This is a genomic window from Sphingopyxis sp. QXT-31 (assembly GCF_001984035.1).
GTDB lineage: Bacteria > Pseudomonadota > Alphaproteobacteria > Sphingomonadales > Sphingomonadaceae > Sphingopyxis.
The window spans coordinates 1,928,641-1,949,676 of the sequence record NZ_CP019449.1 but is presented as its reverse complement, the minus strand read 5'-3'; the positions used below and the strand labels follow the sequence as shown (position 1 = coordinate 1,949,676).

General features: G+C 66.9%; 14 protein-coding genes. 9 read left to right on the top strand and 5 right to left on the bottom strand.

Translation table 11 applies throughout. From position 1 onward, the window contains the following. Position 1 precedes the first annotated feature (1 nt). The 3 genes from BWQ93_RS09375 to BWQ93_RS09365 are packed head-to-tail and all read left to right on the top strand — an operon-like array spanning position 2 to position 4,585. Entirely contained in the window at positions 2–1,633 is a 1,632-nt protein-coding gene (locus BWQ93_RS09375) for an ArnT family glycosyltransferase (RefSeq protein WP_077030310.1), read from the top strand. A gap of 35 nt (positions 1,634–1,668) precedes the next feature. Then, on the top strand, positions 1,669–3,948 hold the full coding sequence (locus BWQ93_RS09370; RefSeq protein ID WP_077030309.1) for an FdhF/YdeP family oxidoreductase: 2,280 nt from the start codon (positions 1,669–1,671) through the stop codon (positions 3,946–3,948). Further along, positions 3,935–4,585: a DUF1345 domain-containing protein gene (locus BWQ93_RS09365; protein ID WP_077030308.1), complete on the top strand. Its 651-nt coding sequence runs from the start codon at positions 3,935–3,937 to the stop codon at positions 4,583–4,585. Before BWQ93_RS09370 ends, BWQ93_RS09365 begins: the two co-directional genes overlap by 14 nt. Here the strand turns inward: BWQ93_RS09365 and BWQ93_RS09360 are convergent. Genes BWQ93_RS09360 through manD form a run of 5 tightly spaced genes read right to left on the bottom strand, consistent with a single transcriptional unit; the run spans position 4,580 to position 8,819 of the window. Beyond that, the gene (locus tag BWQ93_RS09360) at positions 4,580–5,104 is read right to left on the bottom strand and encodes a molybdenum cofactor guanylyltransferase (protein WP_077030307.1); all 525 of its coding nucleotides are present in this window, start codon (positions 5,102–5,104) and stop codon (positions 4,580–4,582) included. The two genes, BWQ93_RS09365 and BWQ93_RS09360, sit on opposite strands and share 6 nt — an antisense overlap. Further along, positions 5,101–5,907, bottom strand: a complete 807-nt coding sequence (gene fdhD, locus BWQ93_RS09355; protein ID WP_077030306.1) for a formate dehydrogenase accessory sulfurtransferase FdhD — start codon at positions 5,905–5,907, stop codon at positions 5,101–5,103. Before fdhD ends, BWQ93_RS09360 begins: the two co-directional genes overlap by 4 nt. Before the next feature lie 44 nt (positions 5,908–5,951). After that, complete coding sequence (locus tag BWQ93_RS09350) at positions 5,952–6,680, bottom strand: FadR/GntR family transcriptional regulator (protein WP_077032303.1); 729 nt, start codon at positions 6,678–6,680, stop codon at positions 5,952–5,954. A gap of 34 nt (positions 6,681–6,714) precedes the next feature. Beyond that, positions 6,715–7,620: a DUF4861 family protein gene (locus BWQ93_RS09345; RefSeq protein ID WP_232314779.1), complete on the bottom strand. Its 906-nt coding sequence runs from the start codon at positions 7,618–7,620 to the stop codon at positions 6,715–6,717. After that, positions 7,608–8,819 (bottom strand): D-mannonate dehydratase ManD, encoded by a 1,212-nt coding sequence (gene manD / locus BWQ93_RS09340; RefSeq protein ID WP_077030305.1) that lies wholly within the window; start codon positions 8,817–8,819, stop codon positions 7,608–7,610. The genes BWQ93_RS09345 and manD overlap by 13 nt, the downstream gene beginning before the upstream one ends. 143 nt (positions 8,820–8,962) lie before the next feature. Here manD and BWQ93_RS09335 point away from each other — a divergent pair, with 143 nt between their 5' ends. From BWQ93_RS09335 to BWQ93_RS09310, 6 genes are all read left to right on the top strand, one after another. Beyond that, positions 8,963–11,407, top strand: coding sequence for a glycoside hydrolase family 3 protein (locus tag BWQ93_RS09335; protein WP_083721159.1), 2,445 nt, complete (start codon positions 8,963–8,965; stop codon positions 11,405–11,407). Next, a complete protein-coding gene (locus BWQ93_RS09330) occupies positions 11,398–12,552 on the top strand; it encodes a glycoside hydrolase family 88/105 protein (RefSeq protein WP_077030303.1) in 1,155 nt (384 codons plus the stop codon). Before BWQ93_RS09335 ends, BWQ93_RS09330 begins: the two co-directional genes overlap by 10 nt. A 323-nt stretch (positions 12,553–12,875) precedes the next feature. Beyond that, complete coding sequence (locus tag BWQ93_RS09325) at positions 12,876–15,773, top strand: TonB-dependent receptor (RefSeq protein ID WP_083720784.1); 2,898 nt, start codon at positions 12,876–12,878, stop codon at positions 15,771–15,773. Beyond that, on the top strand, positions 15,770–17,029 hold the full coding sequence (locus BWQ93_RS09320) for an alginate lyase family protein (RefSeq protein WP_156878191.1): 1,260 nt from the start codon (positions 15,770–15,772) through the stop codon (positions 17,027–17,029). The genes BWQ93_RS09325 and BWQ93_RS09320 overlap by 4 nt, the downstream gene beginning before the upstream one ends. Before the next feature lie 8 nt (positions 17,030–17,037). After that, on the top strand, positions 17,038–18,237 hold the full coding sequence (locus BWQ93_RS09315) for an alginate lyase family protein (protein ID WP_077030301.1): 1,200 nt from the start codon (positions 17,038–17,040) through the stop codon (positions 18,235–18,237). A gap of 167 nt (positions 18,238–18,404) precedes the next feature. Beyond that, positions 18,405–21,011 (top strand): TonB-dependent receptor, encoded by a 2,607-nt coding sequence (locus tag BWQ93_RS09310; RefSeq protein ID WP_083720782.1) that lies wholly within the window; start codon positions 18,405–18,407, stop codon positions 21,009–21,011. Positions 21,012–21,036 lie beyond the last annotated feature (25 nt).

Below are 21,036 nucleotides of genomic sequence, written 5' to 3'. Positions count from 1 at the left end.
GATGGCGCTCTCCGCTTCCCGGCAGCGCTGGCTCGAACGCGCGGCGCTGCTCGCGATCCTGCTCGCGGCGCTTGTGCTGCGCCTCGGCGGCGTCGGTTTCGGGCTGCCGGCGCTCAACGACCCCGATGAAGCGCTGTTCGTGACGACCGCGCTGGAGATGCTCGAAAAGCAGAGTCTGAACCCCGGCTGGTTCGGCCATCCGGGGACGACGACGCTTTATTCGCTGGCGCTGGTCATCGCAGGCGTGGCCGGGATCGGGATTGCGACGGGGCGCTACGCCGACGCCGATGCGCTGGCGGCGGCGGTCTACGCCGACCCGGGAATCCTGTTCCTGCCCGTGCGGTTGATGATCGTCGCTTGCGGATTGCTCTGCGTCTGGTTGACCTGGCGGCTGGGCAGAAGGCTGGGCGGGGCGCGGGTCGGGCTGGTCGCCGCCGCGGTGCTGGCGGTCAATCCGGTGCATATCGAATATTCGCAGATCATCCGCACCGACGTGCAGGCGAGCGTCTTCATCCTGCTCGGCGCGCTGGCGGCGCTGACGGCGGCCGAACGCGGGCGGCGGCGCGACTATGTTTTCGCGGGACTGTGCGCGGGGCTCGCCTGCGCGACCAAATGGCCCGCGGCGGCGGTCGGCGTGACCGCGCTCTGCGCCTGGGCCGGGCGCCGCGCCGAGGGCGACCGCGACTGGCTGGGGCCGTTTTGGTTGATGGTTTCGGCGGCGCTCACGCTGGTTGTGGTGTCGCCCTATCTGCTACTCGACCATGCGACGGTGGTGCAAAATCTGTCGGGCGAGGCGCGACCGCTGCATCCCGGCGCGACCGGGGAGGGGTTTTTCGGTAATCTCGGCTGGTATGTCGCGGGCCCGCTGCTGTCGTCGCTGGGCATCGCCGGGCTGTCGCTGGCCGCACTGGGGACGATCTGGGGCGCGGGCAATAGGCGGCGGTGGACCATCGTCATCCTGCCTTTTGTCCTGTTGTTCCTCGCGATGATCTGCGCGCAGTCGCTGCGCTGGGAGCGCTGGATCGTGCCGTTGCTGCCCTTTGTCGCCATCGCCGTGGCGCGCGCGCTGTGCGGACTGGCCGACTTTCTCCCCGCGCATCGGATGCGGGGAGCGGCTGTGCCGCTTGCGCTGGTGCTCCTGCTGCTGCCGATGATCGGCACCGCGCGCAGCGAGGCGACCGAGCGTCGCCACGATACGCGCCAGATCGCCTCGGCGTGGCTGCGCGCGCATGCGCCGCCGGGGAGCAGCATCTTGATCGAGCACGCCGCCTTCGACCTGCTCGCCGATCCCTTCGCGCTGCGCTTTCCGATGGGATCGGCGGGCTGCGTCAAGGTGCCCGACCTGCTCGCCGGGCGCGTGAGCAATTCGAAGGTCGACCGCACGCGCGGTGGCGGCGCGATCGTCGATGTCGGTCACGTCGCCATGGCGCGCATCGAAAGCTGCCGCGCCGATTATGCGGTCGTCACCAACCACCTGCGCTACCGCGCCGACCCCCTCGGTTATCGCGCCGAGGTCGCGCGCTACGACCATCTGCTCGCTCGTGGAAGGCTGCGCGCTGTCGTGAAACCCTCCGCAGGCGAACGGTCCGGGCCACAGGTGGAGATCATCGAGCTGGCGCCCGTATCGCAATAGATACCCGCCGCAACATCGTCTAGGTTGGCCCGATCATGGCGGACGGAACATCAAGATATAAGCCGTACAACCACCCGGCCGGCGGCTGGGGTGCCGCGGCAGCGACCGCTAAAGTGCTGATGGAGCAGAGCGTGGTCGGCAAGGGATCGCGCGCGCTCTTGTCGATGAACCAGCCCGGCGGGTTTAAATGCCCGAGCTGCGCTTTCCCCGACGCGACCTGCACCAAGAAGCTGGAATTCTGCGAAAATGGCGCCAAGGCGCTGGCGCATGAGGCGACGAAGTTCCGCGTGACGCGCGATTTTTTCGCCGAGCATAGCGTCACCGCGCTGATGGAACAGTCGGACTATTGGCTCGAGATGCAGGGGCGGCTGACCGAGCCGATGCGCTACGATGCCGCCACCGACCATTATGTGCCGGTCAGCTGGGAAGACGCGTTCGCGCTGATCGGGAAGCATCTGCGCGCGCTCGAAGACCCCAACCAGGCCGAATTCTATACCTCGGGCCGCACCGCGAACGAGACGGCGTTCCTCTATTCGATCTTCGTGCGCGAATATGGCACGAACAATTTCCCCGATTGTTCGAACATGTGCCACGAACCGACGAGCCGCGGGCTGCCGCATTCGATCGGCGTGGGCAAGGGCACGGTGATCCTCGACGATTTCGAGCATGCCGAGGCGATTTTCCTGATCGGTCACAACGCCGGGACCAATGCGCCGCGGATGATGACCCCGCTGGTCGAGGCGCGCAAACGTGGGGTGCCGATCGTGGCGGTCAACCCGATGCCCGAACGCGCGCTGATCCAGTTCACCGAGCCGCAGGATATCGTCCAGATGGCGACCTTCGGCTCGACCGAAATCACCAGCGAGTTCGTGCATATCAAAATCGGCGGCGACCTGGCGCTGCTCAAGGGCATGATGAAAGTCTTGTTCGAGCGCGAGGCGGCAGGCGAGGCGGTGCTCGATCATGACTTCATCGATGAGCATACCGACGGGTTCGCAGCGCTGAAGGTCGATATCGAGGCGCAGGCCTGGCCCGATCTGGTCGCCGCGGCGGGGATCGACGAGGCGCAGATCCGGCGCTGCGCCGAAATCTATATCGCGTCGAAGGCGACGATCATCTGTTACGGCATGGGCATCACCCAGCACCAGCAGGGATCGCAGCTGGTCCAGCAGATCGCCAACCTGCTCCTCCTCAAGGGCAATTTCGGCAAGCCGGGCGCGGGTATCTCGCCGATTCGCGGCCATTCGAACGTGCAGGGCGACCGCACCGTCGGCATCGACGAGAAACCGGGGCAGGCCTATCTCGACAAGGTCCGCGACGTCTTCGGCTTCGAACCGCCGCGCGAGCATGGTCATCATACGGTCGAGTCGGTCGAGGCGATGCTCGCGGGGACGGCGAAGGTCTTCATCGGCCTTGGCGGAAACTTCGTGCGCGCGGTGCCCGACACCGAGCGCTCCTATGATGCGATGCGCAGGCTCGACCTGACCGTCGGCATCGCGACCAAGCTTAATCGCGGGCATCTGGTGCACGGCAAGGACGCGCTGATCCTGCCGGTGATCGCGCGCTCGGAGCGGATCGAGACCGCCAAGGGCGAGCAATTCGTGACGATCGAGGATTCGATGTCGAACGTCACGGCCTCGCGCGGGGTGCTCGACCCGGCGAGCGAAAATCTGCTGCCAGAGACCGAGATTGTGTGCCGCATGGCGATGGCGACGCTGCCCGAAAGCAAGGTCGACTGGGCGAGCTATATAGAGGATTATGGCCTGATCCGCGACAAGATCGCCGCGGTCTATCCGGCGCTCTACGAAGATTTTGCCGAGCGCATCAAGGCGCCGCATGGCTTCCACCTTGATATCCCGCCGCGGCGGCGCGTCTGGGCGACGCCGAACGGCAAGGCCAATTTCCTCATCCTGCCGGGGCTCGCGGTCAATGCGCCGGTCGACGATCCGGCGATGCTGCGGCTCGCGACGGTGCGCTCGCACGACCAGTTCAACACGACGATCTACAGCTATAACGATCGCTATCGCGGCGTGTATGGCGACCGGATGGTCCTGTTCATGAACGCCGACGACATCGCCGATCGCGGGCTGGCGGCAGGGGCGAAGGTGACGCTCGAAACGATCGGCAGCGACGGCATCGCGCGGCGCGTCGAGGGGCTGACGATCATCGACTATCCGATGTCGCGCGGGTCGGTCGCGGGCTATTATCCCGAACTCAACCCGCTGTTGCCGCTGGCTTTCTATGACAAGATCAGCGGTTGCCCGGCGGCGAAGTCGATCCCGGTGCGCGTGGTGGCGAGCGATGGCGCAGCCTAGGGCCTTTGCCCCGGGGCGGCATATCGCGCCGGTCCGTTTCCTGATCTTTGCCGCGGTGCTGATCGTCGCGACCGGCGCGGCGAGCGCGTGGGGTTACGATCCGCGCACGGCGTTGCTGCTCGGCTTCGATATCGCCGCCGCCGTGTTTCTCCTCGCCGTGGTGCCGCTGCTGTCGTCGGATGCCGACGCCATGCGGCGGCGCGCCCAAGAAAATGACGCCAATCGCGCCGGACTGCTCGCGATTTCGGCGCTGCTGTCGCTGGTGATCCTGTTCACCGTCGGCGCGCTGATCGCCGATCCGGGCAGCCTCGGGCGGAAGGACGTGATCCTGATCGTCGCGACGCTCGCGCTCGCCTGGCTGTTCGCGAACATGATGTTCACGCTCCACTATGCGCATCTTTTCTATCTGCAGGCGAAGGGACGCGACCGGGGCGGGCTCGAGGTCCCCGGCACGCATGAGCCCGATTATTGGGACTTCCTTTATTTCGCCTTCACGCTGGGCATGACCTTCCAGACCTCGGACGTCAGCGTCACGGGCGCGCATATGCGGCGCGTCGTGCTCGGCCATTGTCTGGCGGCGTTCGTCTTCAACATGGGAATCCTGGCGTTCACCGTGAACGCGCTCGGCGGGTTATAGGTCGGTTAGCCGGTCCAAATCGGCGACGCTATTGACGTTCGGCGGCACGAAGTCGCAGGCGACCGCGCGCGCGCCGACGCGGTTGCCGAAGCGGCGCACCGAGCGGTCGTCGCTCGTCGTCAGCTGTGCCTCGATTTCGGCGCGTAGCGACACCGGCCAGAGCCCGATCACCGGCTGGCTCGCGAGATAGGCGGGGCCCGGTTCGAGCAGGGTGCGCAGGTCCTCGGGCAGGCGGACGCAGTCGACCGAAATGCAGAGCAGTTGGTTGAAGCCTTGGCTTTCCGCATAGCGCAGCGCGCCCGCGATGCCGCCCATGGGGCCGAGGTCGGAGGCGGGCCAGTCGGCGATCATCGGCCGGCCGGGCATCGCGCGTCCCGCGACGACGACGGTATCGACATGCGGCGCGAGCGCGCGGATGGCGTGATCAAGCAGGCTCTGCCCTTCCAGCAGCGCTTCGGCCTTGTCCGATCCGAAGCGCGAGGAGCGGCCGCCGGCGAGCACGGCGCCGAGCGTGCTCATGCGATCATCCCGCGTGTGTCGTTCACGACCAGCGCCGAATCGGGACGCGCGAGGCTGACGAGGGTCAGCCCGGCGGCGGCGGCGCGTGCCGCGGCGAGGCTGGTCGGGGCCGAGATGGTGACCAGCATCGGGCATCCCGCGCGCGCGGTCTTTTCGACCAGTTCGTAGCTGCACCGCGCCGAGAGCAGGATGAAGCCCGTCGCGGGATCGACACCCGCCCGCGCCAGTGCGCCGACGAGCTTGTCGAGCGCATTGTGCCGCCCGACATCTTCGCGGACGAGGCGGATCCTGCCGTCGGGGTCGCAGAAGGCGGCGGCGTGCGCTGCGCCGGTCGCGTGGCCCAGTGGCTGGTGATCGGCCAGACCCGCCAGCGCCGCCGCGATCGCGTCGCGCGTCGTCGCGATCCGGGCGGTGACGGGGGGCAGGGGACGAAGCACCTCCTCGATATTCTCGATACCGCAGAGCCCGCAACTGCTCTCGCTCACGCGCTTGCGCGCGCGTTCGAGAGCCCTTTCGCTGTGCTCGGGGGGCAACCAGAGGCGCAGCGCGATGCCGCCCTCGATCGGGTGGGCGTCGATGCTGCGGATCTGCGCGGCACTTTGCACCAGCCCCTCGCCGAGCGCGAAGCCGGCGGCATAATCCTCGAGGTCGGCGGGGGTCGCCATCATCACGGCATAGCCGATTCCGTTCACCTCGACCGAGATCGGTGCTTCGACCGCGATGTCGCGGACGATTGGGCCGTCGGTGGTGCCGGCGAAGCCGAGCCGGCGCATCGCCATCGGGACGGACGGGGCCTCAGTCATGCATCCGCCTTAGGGGGTTGCGGCGGGGGCGCAAGCATCGCTGGTCAGTCGTCGGTCGAATCCGTCGTCAGGCCGTCCTGCATTGCGCGATAGCGGTCGATCGATTTTTCCATATGGCGCCGCGCCGCGCGCCGCGCCGCTGCCGGGTCGCCCGCCTCGATCGCATCGAAGATCGCCTGATGGTCGCGGTTGATCGTGCGCGCATATTGCTGGTGCCGCTGGCGGTCGCTGCCCTGCAGATAGAGCTTGCGCGAGGGGACGAGGCGCACGCCGAGGAACTGGGTGAAGCGCAGGAAATAATCGTTGCGCGTCGCGGCGGCGATCGCCGCATGAAACGCCGCGTCGGCGACGACCGATTCGTCGACGTTGGCGCTGTTTTCCATCGCCTCGAGCGCGGCGCGGATCGCGTCCAGATCCGCTTCGGTCCGGCGGCGCGCCGCGAGGTCGGCCATTTCCGCCTCGAAGCCCATGCGCATTTCGAGCAGGCGGAGCACATCCTCGATCGCGCCGAATTCGTCGGCGGCGATCTGGAAGGCGCGATAGCGCGCGCCGTCGGCGACATAGGCGCCCGACCCGCGGCGCGACACCAGCAGCCCGCGCGCCGCGAGCCGCGAATAGGCCTCGCGCACCACCGTGCGGCTGACGCCGAACGCCTCGGTGATCGCCTTCTCGGTCGGGAAGCGCGCGCCGGGGGCCATCTCGCCCGATTCGATCTGTTGTTCGAAACGCTGGACCAGATCATCGGCCAGCGACGCCGCCTTCGTCACCCTCATGGCCGACAGCGTTATCATCGCGGCGAGGGACTGGCTAGGGGCGGAAGTCGGGGCGCTGCGCCGCGACATGCGCCATCCAGTCGGCCTGCGTGGCGAAGTCGCCGCCGCGGTCCCACGCCGCGCCGCTGTAATAGACGAAGGGTCGACCGGGTGTGACGCGGACGAGGACGAGGTAATTGTCGGCGTCTTCGGCGAAGCCCGCGAAAGCGGTGGGATCGACGATGACGGCGGCGGCCATGCGGCCCTTGTCGCCGTCGGCGGGTCCCCACCAGCTTATCCGGGCGCGCGCTTCGTCCTTCCGGATTTCGCCGAGCCGGGCGCCGTTGATCGGGCGTTTGGAGATGCCGATGCCGACGACCATTTCCTCGGCGCTGCTCGAGGAAATGGTCGAGGTCAGGCGGGTGAAGTTGGTGCCGGCGGGAAGGGTGAAGCGCCGCGTCTCGCGGACGGTGCGCAGCGTGTCGACCGGCCAGGGTTCATAGTCGACGGTGAAGTCGGCGACATCGGGTCCTGCGCGCAGGATCTGCGGACGGACATAGTTGCGCGAGGTCCAGAGCTTGTTGTCGTACCAGATGCCGAGCCCGCCGGTGCCGCGCCCGGTGCCGACGTTATAGAAGTCGATGCCCTCGCCATGGTTCGCATGCTGGTCGCCGGTGCGCAGCTGGCGGTCCATGAACGGCCAGCGTATATTCTTGCCCCATGCGTCGATGCCTGAGGAGGAGGGCGGCTCGGCCTGTTCGAGCGCGCGCGCATAGATGCGGAACGCGATGCGGTCATTCTCCCAGAGCAGGTCGCCATAACGATAGTCGGCGATGACGACCGCGGCGCGCGCCATCTGCTCCTCAGCCGTCGCGGGACGCAGCGGCGCCTTTTCCTGCGCCCCGGCACCGGTGGCGATCAGTAGCAGGCCTAACACCGCGGCGCGCATCACCAGCTCCACATCGTCCCGTCCTCGAGCCGGTTCACCGGCAGATAGGCGCGGGCATAGGGGAAAGTTTCGGCGAGGCTCTCGTCGATGTCGATGCCCAGCCCCGGCGCATCGCCCGGATGCAGCATGCCGTCGGCGAAAGAATAGGCGTGCGGGAATACCGCGTCGGTGTCCGCCGTGTGACGCATATATTCCTGGATGCCGAAATTGGGAATGCTGATCCCCAAGTGCAGCGCCGCGGCCATCGTCACCGGCGACAGGTCGGTCGCGCCGTGGCAGCCGGTGCGCACCTGATGCAGTTCGGCGAGCGAGGCGATCTGGCGCATATGGGTGATGCCGCCGGCGTGGAGCACGGTCGCGCGGATATAGTCGATCAGCCGGTTCTCGATCAGCGCCTTGCAGTCCCAGACGCTGTTGAAGATCTCGCCGACCGCGAGCGGTGCGGTGGTGTGCTGGCGGATCAGGCGGAAGGCGTCCTGGTCCTCGGCGGGGGTCGCATCCTCGATCCAGAAGGGGCGCCAGGGTTCGAGGTCCTTGCCCAGCCGGCCGGCCTCGATCGGGGTCAGCCGGTGGTGGACGTCGTGGAGCAGGTGGACGTCCCAGCCCAGCGCCTCGCGCGCCGCGGCGAAGAGTTCGGGCACGACGCGAAGATATTTCTCGGTGGACCAGCGATTCTCGCTGGGCAGCGCGGCGTCCGCGGGTTCGTAGAAATAGCGGTCCTTGCTGACGCCATAGGTCGATGCCATGCCGGGGACCCCGCATTGCAGGCGGATCGCCTTGTAACCCTGGCGCTGGTATTCGAGCGCGGCCTCGATCGTGTCGGCGATCGTCTCGCCATTGGCGTGGCCATAGACCATGCAGCCGTCGCGTGCTGCGCCGCCGAGCAGCTGGTAGACGGGGAGCCCCGCGACCTTGCCCTTGATATCCCACAGCGCCATGTCGACCGCGGCGATCGCGGTCATCGTGACGGGCCCGCGCCGCCAATAGGCGCCCTTGTAAAGATAGTGCCAGTTGTCGTTGATCGCATGCGCATCGCGCCCGATCAGGCAGGGGACGACATGCTCGGAAAGATAGGCCGCGACCGCCAGTTCGCGCCCATTGAGCGTCGCGTCGCCGACGCCGGTGGTGCCGTCGTCGCACGCGATCTTCAGCGTGACGAAATTGCGGCTCGGGCTGGTAACGATCACCCGCGCTGACACGATCTTCGGCATTCCATTCCCTTTTTTGGCGTAGTTGTCTGACAACCTTATTGACACGCTCGCTGGAAAAGGAAAGATATTGTCACCGGTGTCAAGGCCAAAAAGTACGACAAATTTTGAGGGAGAGCGAAGTGGGGCGAGCCGTGAAGCGGGTGATGGCGGGGGCATTGATCCTCGTCGGCTGTGGCGGGGGGGCGGGCGCGCAGGCGCCGGGCGTCGCCGATCCGGCGCGCTGGCCCGCGCGTACGGCGGCTGCGCCCGAGGCTGCGATCGAGGCGCGGATCGGTACGATCCTCGCGGCGATGTCGCTCGAGCAGAAGGTCGGGCAGGTGATCCAGGGCGATATCGGCAGCACGACGCCTGAGGATGTCGCGGACTATCATCTCGGCTCGATCCTCAACGGCGGCAGTTCGTCGCCCGGTGGCGACGAATTCGGTCCGGCGTCGAACTGGGTAGTCGCGGCCGATGCCTATTATGACGCGTCGATGCGCCCGAACGGCGCCCTGCCGCGCATCCCGGTGATGTGGGGCGCCGATGCGGTGCACGGCCACAACAATATCGTCGGCGCGGCCTTGTTTCCGCACAATATCGGGCTCGGCGCGGCGCGCAATCCGGCGCTGATGGAGCGGATCGGGCAGGTCACCGCGATCGAGATGCGCGTTACCGGGCTCGACTGGACCTTCGCGCCGACGATCGCGGTCGCGCGCGACGACCGCTGGGGGCGGACCTATGAGAGCTTCGCCGAGGATCCCGCGATCGTGCGCGACTATGCGACCGCCTTCGTCCACGGGCTGCAGGGACGCCGCGGCGATGCCGACTGGCTGAAGGGCCCGCATATCGTCGCGACCGCCAAGCATTTCATCGCCGACGGCGGCACCGCGGGCGGGCGCGACCGCGGCGATGCGCAGGTCGATGAGGCCGATCTGATCCGCCTGCACGCGCCCGCCTATGTCGCCGCGCTCGATGCCGATGTGCAGAGCGTGATGGCGAGCTTTTCGGGCTGGAACGGCGTCAAGATGCACGGCAATGCCAGCTTGCTAACCGATATACTCAAGCGCCGCTGGGGTTTCGACGGGCTGGTCGTCGGCGACTGGGACGGGCATGCCAAGGTGCCCGGCTGCACCCCGACCGATTGCCCCGCGTCGCTCGCCGCCGGGCTCGACCTCTATATGGCACCCGCGAGCTGGAAGGGGCTCTACGGCTCGACGTTGGCTGCGGCGAAGTCGGGCGCGCTGCCGATGGCGCGGCTCGACGATGCCGTGCGCCGCATCCTTCGCGTCAAGCTGCGCGCCGGGCTGTTCGAGGCGGGGCGGCCGTCGGCGCGGGCCTATGCGGGGCGTTACGAACTGCTCGGCTCCGCGGTGCATCGCGCCGTGGCGCGGCAGGCGGTGCAAGAGTCGCTGGTGCTGCTCAAGAACGACGGCGTGCTGCCGCTGAAGGCCGGCGCGCATATCCTCGTCGCGGGCGACGGCGCCGACGATGTCGCGAAGCAATCAGGCGGCTGGACGCTGAGCTGGCAGGGCACGGGGACCAAGCCCGAGCATTTCCCCGGCGCGACCACGATCTTCGCGGGGGTGCGCGAGGCGGTGAAGGCCGGGGGCGGCACCGCGGCGCTGGCGGTCGACGGGCGCTATGGCGCCAAGCCCGACGCCGCGGTCATCGTGTTCGGCGAGGATCCCTATGCCGAATTCCAAGGCGACCGCGCCGACCTCTATTTCGACGACACGCGTGGCAATCTAGCGATCCTGCAGCGGCTGCGCGCCGAGGGGGTGCCGGTGGTCGCGGTGTTCCTGTCGGGGCGGCCCTTGTGGGTGAACCGCCATATCAACGCCGCCGATGCCTTCGTCGCGGCGTGGCTGCCGGGTTCGGAAGGCGGCGGGGTTGCCGATGTCCTCTTCGGCAAGGCCGACTTCAAGGGCAAGCTGCCCTTCTCTTGGCCCGCCGATGCCAAGGGCGCGCCGCTGAATGTCGGCGATAACGACTACCGGCCGCTCTATCCGTTCGGTTACGGGCTGACGCTCGCCGACCGCAAGGCGGACGTGCCGCTCTCGGAAGATCCCGGTATCGTCGTCGAGCAGGCGCTGACCGGCGCCCTGTTCGAACGCGGGCGCCCGACGGGCACGCGCCGCTTGCTCATCGACGCCGCCAACGACAGCCCGCAGGCGATCGACGGCGCCGCCGACAATGGCGCGATAGCGGTGCGCCCGGTCGACCGCGACGCGCAGGAGGATGCGCGCGAGATCATCTGGTCGGGCCGCGCACGCGGCACGCTGATCATCGCCAACGCGCATGCCGCCGACCTGTCGCAGGCGGGGCCGCTGGCAATCGTCTTCGATCTCAAGATCGACGAAGCGCCCAAGGGCGCGGCGATGCTGGAGCTGCGCTGCGGCCCCGGTTGCACCGCGCGGCTCGACATCGCGCCGCGGCTTGCCGCGCTCGCGGGGCAGGGGTGGCAAAGTCTGACCATCCCGCTCGCCTGCCTCCCGGGCGCACGCCTCGACCAGGTCACCGCGCCTGCGGTTCTCTCGACAAGCGGCGCGATGCGCCTCACCCTTTCCTCCGTCGCCCTTTTGCCCGCAAAGGAAGTGCCATGTCCCTGACCCTGCTTGCCCCGCTGATGCTCGCCTCGACGCCCGCCGTCGTCGCCGAGGCCGAACCGCAGATGCCGCGCGCTTCGGCGATCCTCGCCGACACGCGGCGCGTCGCCGACTGGCAGCTTGCCAACCGGACGAACTGGGCGACGATGCCCGCGGCGCGCAAGAGCGTGCAGAACCCGCGCGACTGGCAGCAGGCGACCTTCTGGGTCGCGCTGACCGAGCTTGCCAAGCGCGACAAGGCCTATGCGAAACCCTTGCTCGACCTCGGCCGCGAGCAGGCTTGGAAGCTCGGCGACAAGCCTTTCCACGCCGACGACCAGCTGATCGCGCAGGCGTGGATCTGGGCGTCGACGAATGGCGGCGGCAAGGCCGCGATCGCGCCCGCGCGCGCCTATTTCGACCATGTCCTCGCCAATCGCCCGACGATCGGGCTGGAGTTCATTCCGCACGCCCCCGGCAAGGGGACATCGGACTGCACCGATCGGTGGTGTTGGTGCGACGCGATCTTCATGGCGCCGCCGACCTTGCTGCAGATGAGCAAGGCAACCGGCGAGAAACGCTATGCAGATTTCGCGCATGAGGAGTTCAAGGCAACCACCGACTATCTCTACGATCCCGCGGCAAAGCTCTATTTTCGCGACAGCCGCTTTTTCGACATGCGCGACGCCAAGGGGCGGAAATTGTTCTGGAGCCGCGGCAACGGCTGGGTGATGGGGGGGCTCGTCCGCATGCTCCAGACGATGGACCGCAAGGACCCCAAGCGCGCCTATTATGAGGGGCTGTTCAAGGAGATGGCGGCGAAGCTGCTCACGCTGCAGAAGGCCGATGGCTATTGGCCGGCGTCGCTGCTCGACAGCGATCCGGGCACCCCGCCCGAGACGAGCGGGACCGCCTTTTTCACCTATGCATTCGCGTGGGGCGTCGATACCGGGCTGCTCGACGCCGCCGCCTATGAGCCTGCAGCGATCCGCGGCTGGAATGCGGTGGTGCGCGGGGTGCAGGGCGACGGCATGCTCGGCTGGGTGCAGCAGGTCGGCGACCGGCCCGACAGCGTCTCGGCGAAGGAGACACAATTCTACGGCAGCGGGGCGTATCTGCTGGCGGGGAGTGCGATGGTTGACCTGGCGCGGAAGCGCGGGCGGTATTGAGGGCGGTTTTAGGGTGGTTAGCTGCCATTCCCCTCCCTTTTAGGGAGGGGTTAGGGGTGGGTGGCGAGCGAAGCGAGCAAGAGGCAGAGCGCCGCCTTCGGCGGCCACCCACCCCCGGTCCCTCCCTTGCAGGGAGGGGAGATCGACGCCCGCAACCGCCCGCTTCCGGACATCTTTCTTCTTCACCCTCCCCATCTGCCTCCCGACATCCCCAGTTGACTCCAAGTTGTCCGACAACTAGTAAGTTGTCATACATTTGAGTTTGACACCGGTATCAACCGGGTCGCGCCGCCTCTGCGGCGGCATCACAAGGGGAGAGGAATATGAGGTCATCGTCGCTTTCGGTCGCGCGCGGCGCGCTTCTGGCATCCGCCGCATTGTTCGCTGCGATGCCGGCATCGGCGCAGGATGCGCCGGCTGCCGATGAAGCCGAGAGCCAGCCGGTCGATCCGGTCGCCGCGGCGGCGGCCGCGACCGACGACGATGCGATCATCGTCACCGGCGCGCGCGCGACGCAGCGCAGCTCGATCGAGTTCAAGCGCGCCGCCGACGTCGTCGTCGACGGGCTGGTCAGCGACGAGATCGGCGCGACCCCCGACAATTCGATCGGCGACACGCTCGAACGCATCGTCGGCGTCTCGGCCGACCGCTTCAAGGGCAATGCCAACGAGCTTTCGGTGCGCGGGCTCGGCCCGACGCTCAGTTTCTCGACCTTCAACGGGCGCGAGGTGTCGACCGCGGGGCCCGACCGCTCGGTCGCCTTCCAGCAATTCCCGTCCGAGCTGGTCAACGGCGTGCTCGTCTACAAGACCCAGCGCGCCGACTTCCTCGAAGGCGGGGTAGGCGGGGTGATCGAGCTGCGATCGATGCGCCCGCTCGATTACGGCAAGCGCCGGATCCAGTTCGAGGTTCGCGGCGATTTCCAGCCGCAGGACAATGACGTCTACCAGCACGACGGGCTCGGTTATCGCGCGAACTTCTCCTACACCGACCAGTTCGAGACCGGACTTGGCGATATCGGGGTGTCGATCGGTTATCAGCGGCAGGATACCACCGCGCCGGAGGATTATTATAACGCGAATGCCACTTTCCAGCTGTGCAATACAGCGGCGACCAATGGTCTGACCAACACCGTCAATTGCACCTTCGCCGCCGCGCCGCGCAACGCGAACGAGACGATCGTCGATCCCTATTTCGCGAACAGCTCGCGCAGCTTCCGCACCCAGACCACCTCCGAAGTGCGCGACGGGCTGATCAGCGCGATCCAGTGGCGCCCGTCGAGCGATTTCGAGATCGCGATCGACGGCCAATATTCGAAGCGCGCGAGCCTGGAAGATCGCAATGTGCTCCAGATCACCGAGGGGCTGCGCGGGGTCCAGCCCTTGCTTATCGGCAACGGCAGCAACGGCTATTCGGCCAATGCGCTGATGAGCTACCGCGGCAATTCGAACCTCGAGAACCAGCTCGAAACGCGCCAGCGAAACGAGGAATATATCGGCGGCGGGGTCAGCCTGATCTGGACGCCGGACCGCTGGAACATCGCCTTCGACGCCTCCTATTCGAACAGCCACCGCACCGAGACGCAGAAGCAGACGCGCATGCGCTCGACGCGGCGCGTCGGCTATACTTTGACCTATGTCGAGGACGATGTCGTGCCGGTGGTCGCGTTCGACAATTTCGACATCACCGACCATGGGCTGTTCCTCGCCAACGCCGCGAACGCGGTCTATGCGCGCAACCGCTTCGTCACCGACCGCAAGGACCGAATCTGGGCAGCCCGCCTCGACGCCGAGCGCGAACTCGACGGCTTCATCACCAGCGTGAAGATCGGCGGCCGCGTCTCCGACCACCACCGCACTAACGACAATGCGCGCAACAGCGACCTCAACACGCTCGTCGCGATCAACGGGGTGACCCCGGCGCAACTGATCGGGCAGGCGAACCAGAATTGCCGCGTCCCGTTCACCACCACCAGCTATATGCGCGGCATGGGGACGAACGTCACGCGCTGGGCGACGTTCGACAACGACTGCCTGTTCCGCACCTTCACCGGCAGCGATGACGCGCTGCCCTATCCCGCCGACGGCCGCGACCCGAGCGACATCGACGTCACCGAGCGGATTTACGCGGCTTATGCGATGGCCAATTTCGAAACCGACATGGGCAGCGTGCCGGTTAGCGGCAATGTCGGGCTGCGCTGGGTCAAGACCGACATCAGCTCGACGGGTTTTCGCCAGGCCTACCGCCTGACCATCGACACGGTCGGCGACGATTATTCGATCGCGATCGATCCGAGCCAGCCGCTGTCGACCAACACGTCGAAGGGCAGCTATAATTATTTCCTGCCGAGCGCGAATGTCGCCTTCGATCTGTCGCAGGAGGTCAAGCTGCGTCTCGCGGCCTATCGCGCGATCGCGCGCTCGGGCATCGAAAGCTTCGGCGCGGGGATCAGCCTGACCCCGACGGTCGATGCCATCGGCGTCGACAATATCATCTTCAACGCGACGACGGGCAATCCGAACCTCAAGCCGCTGCGCGCATGGAATATCGACGCCAGCCTCGAGCTTTATGCGTCCAAGGACACGCTCGTGTCGGTCGCGGGCTATTATAAATGGGCGAAGGGGACGGTGATCGGCCGCTCCGAGCCAATCCCGACCGATATTACAGTGACGACGATTCGCGACGGCGGCGCGCCGATGACCGAGACCTTCACGATCAACCCCGTCGCGCCGTCGAACGACCTTGAGACGCGCGACCTCTACGGGGTCGAGGCGACCGCGAGCCACGCCTTCACCTGGCTGCCCGATCCGCTCGACGGCTTCGGGGTGCAGGGGTCGGTCAATCGCGCCTTCGCCAATTTCGAATATCCCGACACTTCGCCGGTCGCCGCCTATGTCGATCCGGCCAATCTGATCGGGCTGTCGAAATGGACCGCGAGCGGTTCGGTGTGGTTCGAGAAATGGGGCCTCTCGCTGCGCGCGAACCTTCGCTACCGCTCGGGCTATTACAAGCCCAACGGCGGTACCAACCGCGAGATCCGCGGCGGCACCTATCTCAACCTGTCGGCGCAGTACGATCTGACGAAGAATGTCCAGCTCAAGCTGCAGGCGCTCAACGTCACCGGCACCCCCGACATCATGTACAAGGGCAGCTACGACAGCATCGCCGAGGTGTCGCGCGGCGGCACGCAATATTTCTTCGGGTTCCGGGTCCGCCTGTGATCCCAGCGCGTTTCAGGCCGGGCCGGCACATCCTCCCGCTGGTCCTGGCCGCCGCCGCCGCCGCCGCGATGCCATCCGCGGCGGCGGCTTTTTCCCCGGAGGACGGCGGCGCCACCTGCCGGGGTGAAGAAGGTTATGCTGCAGCGTTCGAGGGGCGGCGGGTCTTCGGGCTGCATCCCGACGAACTCACTGCGATCAAGGCGAGCCTGGCGAGCGATCCCGTCGTCGCGGCCGCCTATCGCGACTTGATCGTCCGCGCCGACAAGGCGCTGGCGGCGAAACCCGCGTCGGTGATGGACAAGCGGAGCATCCCTGTGTCGGGCGACCGCCACGACTATGTCAGCCTCGCGCGCTACTGGTGGCCCGACCCTGCCAACCCAAAGGGCCCCTATGTGCGCCGCGACGGCGACACTAATCCCGACGTCGAATCGAACCGCTTCGACCGCGTTGCATTGAGCCGCATGGCGCGCGACGCCGACACGCTGGCGCTCGCCTATTTCTACAGCGGCGAAGCGAATTATGCCGAAGGCGCGGCGCGCGTGGTGCGGACGTGGTTTCTCGATCCCGCGACCGCGATGAATCCCGGGCTCGATTATGCACAGGCGGTGCCGGGCGTTTCGAACGGCCGCCCCGAGGGCGTGCTCGACGGCGCGGCCTTCATCGGGGTGATCGACGCGGTCGGGCTGATCGCGCCGTCGGGGGCGCTGACGGCCGAGGAGAACGCGGCGCTCGAAGCCTGGTTCGGGCGGCATCTCGACTGGATGCTGAAAAGCGCGAACGGCAAGGCCGAGAGCGCCAAACGCAACAATCACGGCCTGTGGTACGACGCGCAGGTCGCGCGCTTCGCGCTGTTCGCGCGGCGGCCCGAGGTGGCGCAGCGCATCGTCTCGGCCTTCCCGAAGGTGCGGCTTGCGCGGCAAGTCGATGCGCAGGGCGCGCTGCCCGAGGAACTGACGCGCACGCGCAGCTTCCATTATTCGCTCTATGCCTTGGACGCGGCTTATGGCGTCGCCGACAGCGCCGCCTGCCTCGGCTTCGATCTCTACGATGCCGAGGAGAAGGGGCGCTCGCTGCGCCGCGCGACCGACTATGTCGCCGCCTATCGCGGGCGCGCCGCCGACTGGCCGTACAAGGAAGGGCGCTGGCCCGCCGAGGCGCTCGACGAACTGCTCGTGCGCGCCGATGCCGCTTGGGGGCCGGGCGCCTATCCGCGCACAGTCGCGGGCGACCTCGCGCTGCGTCACCGGGCGCGCTAGGGCAGCGCATGATCGCGCGTCGTTCCCTGCTTCTTGCAACGCTGCTTGCATGGCCGGCGGCGGCGATAGCGCGCGGGGACGGGGTCGATATCGCTGCGATCGAGCGCGCGCGCGTGTTGCCGCGGGCCTTGGCGCTGCTCCATGACGAACCGCGCACGATCGCTGCCATTCCGGCAACGCGCAGCCCGGCGGGGCCGCGGGATTATTATTCGGAGGGCGATTATTGGTGGCCCGACCCGGCCCATCCCGACGGTCCCTATATCCGCCGCGACGGGCGGTCGAACCCCGACAAGTTCGACGGGCATCGCGACGCGCTGATCGCCTTCGGGCGCACCGTGCCGATGCTTGCCGCGGCGTGGAAGCTGACGCGCGAGGATCGCTTCGCGACCGCCGCGATGCGACATCTGGCCGCGTGGTTCGTCGATCCAGCGACGCGGATGAGCCCCAATTTGAACCACGCGCAGGCGATCATCGGGGTGAACCAGGGCCGCGCCATCGGGGTGATCGACACGCTGCAGATTTCCGAGGTCGCGCGCGCCGCGCAATGCTTCGCCGAAGCCGGCGCGCCGGGCTATGCGGCGATCCGCGCGGGGGTCGAGGGCTGGTTCGCGGCCTATCTCGACTGGCTGTTGACGTCGCCCTTTGGGATCGAGGAGCGCGACCAGAAGAATAATCACGGGACGTGCTGGTTGCTGCAAGCCGCGTCTTTCGCAGCGTTGCTCGGCCGCGAGGATGTGCTGACCGATGCGCGGGCGCGGCTTCAGACGGTGATCATCCCGAACCAGATCGAGCCCGACGGGCGCCAGCCGCTCGAACTCGCGCGCACCAAGCCTTATGCCTATGCGCTCTTCAACCTCGACGTGCTCGCTGCGACCGCGTGGCTGCTCGGCGAAGGGAAGGGCGATCTCATCGCCTGGGCGACCCCCGACGGCGGTTCGATCGGGCAGGCGGCCGCATGGATGGCGCCTTATATCGAGGACAAGGCGCGGTGGCCGCTGCCGCCCGACATCGAGTATTGGGATGGCTTCCCGGTGCGCCAGCCGAGCCTGCTCTTCGCCGGCCTCGCGCTGGGCCGCGCCGACTGGCTGGCGCTCTGGCGCCGACTCGATGCCGATCCGGCGACCGGCGAGGTGGTGCGAAACTTCCCCGTTCGCCAGCCGATCCTGTGGCTGGCCGAAGCGAATAGCGGTCCCTTGTCAGCCGTTTAATTCGACTGCCGCAACTTCGAGGTTGTCATACAAGTTTTTTCTTGACAGGATGGATGCGAAATTCGATCATGCTGACACCGGTTACCAAGATCGGCGTATAAGAAACTGAAAATCAAAAGGCCGCCGCGCGTGATGCGGAATCGAGCGGCGAGGGTGGGAGAGACGACATGGCTATCGGACCGACGCGCGGCACATTTTTCCTGGCAAAGTTGGCGGGCGGGGTGTCCCTTGCGGCGCTCGCCATGGCGCCGGCCTTCGCGCAGGACGCGGCGCCGGCGCCCGAGGACGAGATCGTCGTCAGCGGCATCCGCGCCTCGCTCGAGCAGGCGGCCGAGATCAAGCGCGAGGCCGACCAGGTCGTCGACGTGATCACCGCCGAGGATGTCGGCAAGCTGCCCGACGCCAACGTCGCCGAAGCGCTGCAGCGCGTCACCGGCGTCCAGATCACCCGCGTGTTCGGCGAAGGCCAGTCGGTGTCGGTGCGCGGCCTGCAGCAGGTCCGCGTCGAGGTCGACGGGCGCACGCTCTTGGGCTGGTCGGCGCGCCTTTCGCCGCCCGAGAACGACCAGCTCGGCCGCTCGTCGGGTCTCGACTCGGTCCCGTCCAGCCTGTTCGGCCGCCTCGAAGTGCGCAAGTCGCCGCTCGCGAGCAATGCCGAGGGCGGGCTTGGCGGTACGGTGAACCTCGTCACGCCCAAGCCGCTCTCGTTCAAGGAGCCGACGATCTCGGTCCGCGCGCAGGGCGTCTATTCGGAGAATAGCGACAAGTTCGAGCCCGCGATCACCGGCTTCGCGACGACGAAATTCGCCGACGGCCGCATCGGCGTCATGCTCGCGGGCGAATATCAGAAGCGGACCTCGACGACGCAGACCTTCGAGCGCAACAATTTCCTGAATCGCACTTATACCGGAACGGGCGGCGGGGTGTTCCCGACTCCGGTGCTGCTGCAATATGAGCAGTTCACCGTCGATCGCTCGCGGCTCGGGCTCAACGGCGCGATCCAGTTTGAGGTGACCCCCGAGTTCACGATCACCGCCGACGCGCTCTATTCGAAGCTCAAGACCGGGCGGCGCCAGGACTTCTTCGCCTTCCGCCTGCCGACCGGCAGCAACCCCGTCACCAACCGCGTCGTCGAGGATGGCATGGTCGTCGCGGGCAATGCCAACGGCACCGTCACCACCGCGGGGCAGATCCGCAACGAGCCGACAGAAAGCTTCCTCTATGGCCTCAACGGCAAATATGAGGGCGACAACGGGCTGACGATCGAGGCCGACGGCTATTACAGCAAGGGCACGATCGACCAGACGATCCAGATTATCACCTTGCAGGCGACCGCGCCGGTGCCGGGCGCCTTCGATTTCCGCGGCGGCGGCATCCCGTCGCTGACGCTGGGCGGCACCTTCGACCCGACAAACTACGCGTCCTACAACCCCGCGAACAACGGCGTGCGCAGCAACCGGCTGATCGGCCTGCTCGAGGAATGGACCGGCAAGCTCGACGTCAGCTACGAGACCGCGGGCGGGGTCACCATCTCGGCAGGCGCACGCTACACCGACCTCCATGCGCGCTCGAACGCCTTCCGCAGTCAGGTCACCCCGACCCGCGCGGAGATCGAGCCTTTCCTGAAGCCGATCGACATGTCGAATTTCCTGCCCGATATCGCGGGTACCTTCCCGCGCAGCTTCCTCAGCACCGCGCCGACCTTCGACTATGTCTTCACCCGCGCGCAGGCCGCCGAGCCCAATCCGAACGCAAATGGGCTGTCGACCCTGCTGCCCAACCTCCAGCGCGACTATGATTTCAGCGAGAAGACGCTCGCCGCCTACCTGATGGTGGCGGGCGAGGGCGAGATCGTCGGCATTCCTTACAAAGCGAACGCCGGGGTGCGTATCGCGAGCACGCGTCTGTCGGTCGACAGCTATGTCAATGTCGGCACCGTCAGCACGCTGCGCAACGACAAGAACCGCTATACCAATATCCTGCCCAGCGCGAATATCGCCTTCAACGTCACCGACGATTTCCTCGTCCGCCTGTCGGCGTCGCAGACGATGCAGCGCGCGTCGATCGCCGACCTCGCGCCCTCGACCTTCTTCAACGCGACCAACCTGTCGGTGACCGGCGGTAACGTGAATCTCGAACCGCCGACCTCGACCCAGGCCGACATCAGCTTCGAATATTATAGGGGCAAGAGCTCGCTGATCTCGGGCGCCTTTTTCTACAAGGACGTCAAGAATTTCATCGCCAGCTTCGTGACCACGGGTATCGACACGACGCTCGACCCGCAGGGCCGCGAGCTCACTTTCTCGCGCCCCGAAAATCTGTCGAGCGCACGGATCAAGGGCTTCGAAGTCGGCGTACAGCAATTCTTCGATTTCCTGCCGTCGCCGCTCGATGGCTTCGGCATCATCGCCAACTATACCTATTCGGACTCGGAGGATGCCGCGGGCTTCCCGCTCGTCGCGGTGTCGAAAAACAGTTACAACCTCGTCGGGCTGTACGAGAAGGGGCCCTTCTCGGCGCGCGTCGCGTATAATTATCGCGACGAGGCGGTGTTCGAATTTTCCGAAGGGCGGCCGAGCTTCGTCGGCTCGCGCTCGCAGCTCGTCGCGCAGGTCGGCTCCGACACCACCGAGAATTTTGCCCTGTCGCTGCAGGCTCAGAATCTGATGCCCAGGAAGTCGGCGACGAGCGAATATAGCGTCAACGAGGTGGCGCTGAACAGCTATGCCTTGTCCGAGCGCCGCTTCTCGGTCGGGCTGCGCGCGAAATTCTGAAGACCCCGCGGCATGGCGGCGCCGG

Excerpts from the sequence above, each read along its gene's own strand:
- BWQ93_RS09360 (WP_077030307.1), bottom strand. The coding sequence starts at position 5,104 with ATGAGCACGCTCGGCGCCGTGCTCGCCGGCGGCCGCTCCTCGCGCTTC.
- BWQ93_RS09315 (WP_077030301.1), top strand. The coding sequence starts at position 17,038 with ATGATCGCGCGTCGTTCCCTGCTTCTTGCAACGCTGCTTGCATGGCCG.
- manD (WP_077030305.1), bottom strand. The coding sequence starts at position 8,819 with ATGCCGAAGATCGTGTCAGCGCGGGTGATCGTTACCAGCCCGAGCCGC.
- BWQ93_RS09370 (WP_077030309.1), top strand. The coding sequence starts at position 1,669 with ATGGCGGACGGAACATCAAGATATAAGCCGTACAACCACCCGGCCGGC.
- BWQ93_RS09310 (WP_083720782.1), top strand. The coding sequence starts at position 18,405 with ATGGCTATCGGACCGACGCGCGGCACATTTTTCCTGGCAAAGTTGGCG.
- BWQ93_RS09375 (WP_077030310.1), top strand. The coding sequence starts at position 2 with ATGGCGCTCTCCGCTTCCCGGCAGCGCTGGCTCGAACGCGCGGCGCTG.
- BWQ93_RS09330 (WP_077030303.1), top strand. The coding sequence starts at position 11,398 with ATGTCCCTGACCCTGCTTGCCCCGCTGATGCTCGCCTCGACGCCCGCC.
- BWQ93_RS09325 (WP_083720784.1), top strand. The coding sequence starts at position 12,876 with ATGAGGTCATCGTCGCTTTCGGTCGCGCGCGGCGCGCTTCTGGCATCC.
- BWQ93_RS09365 (WP_077030308.1), top strand. The coding sequence starts at position 3,935 with ATGGCGCAGCCTAGGGCCTTTGCCCCGGGGCGGCATATCGCGCCGGTC.
- fdhD (WP_077030306.1), bottom strand. The coding sequence starts at position 5,907 with ATGACTGAGGCCCCGTCCGTCCCGATGGCGATGCGCCGGCTCGGCTTC.
- BWQ93_RS09350 (WP_077032303.1), bottom strand. The coding sequence starts at position 6,680 with ATGAGGGTGACGAAGGCGGCGTCGCTGGCCGATGATCTGGTCCAGCGT.
- BWQ93_RS09335 (WP_083721159.1), top strand. The coding sequence starts at position 8,963 with ATGGCGGGGGCATTGATCCTCGTCGGCTGTGGCGGGGGGGCGGGCGCG.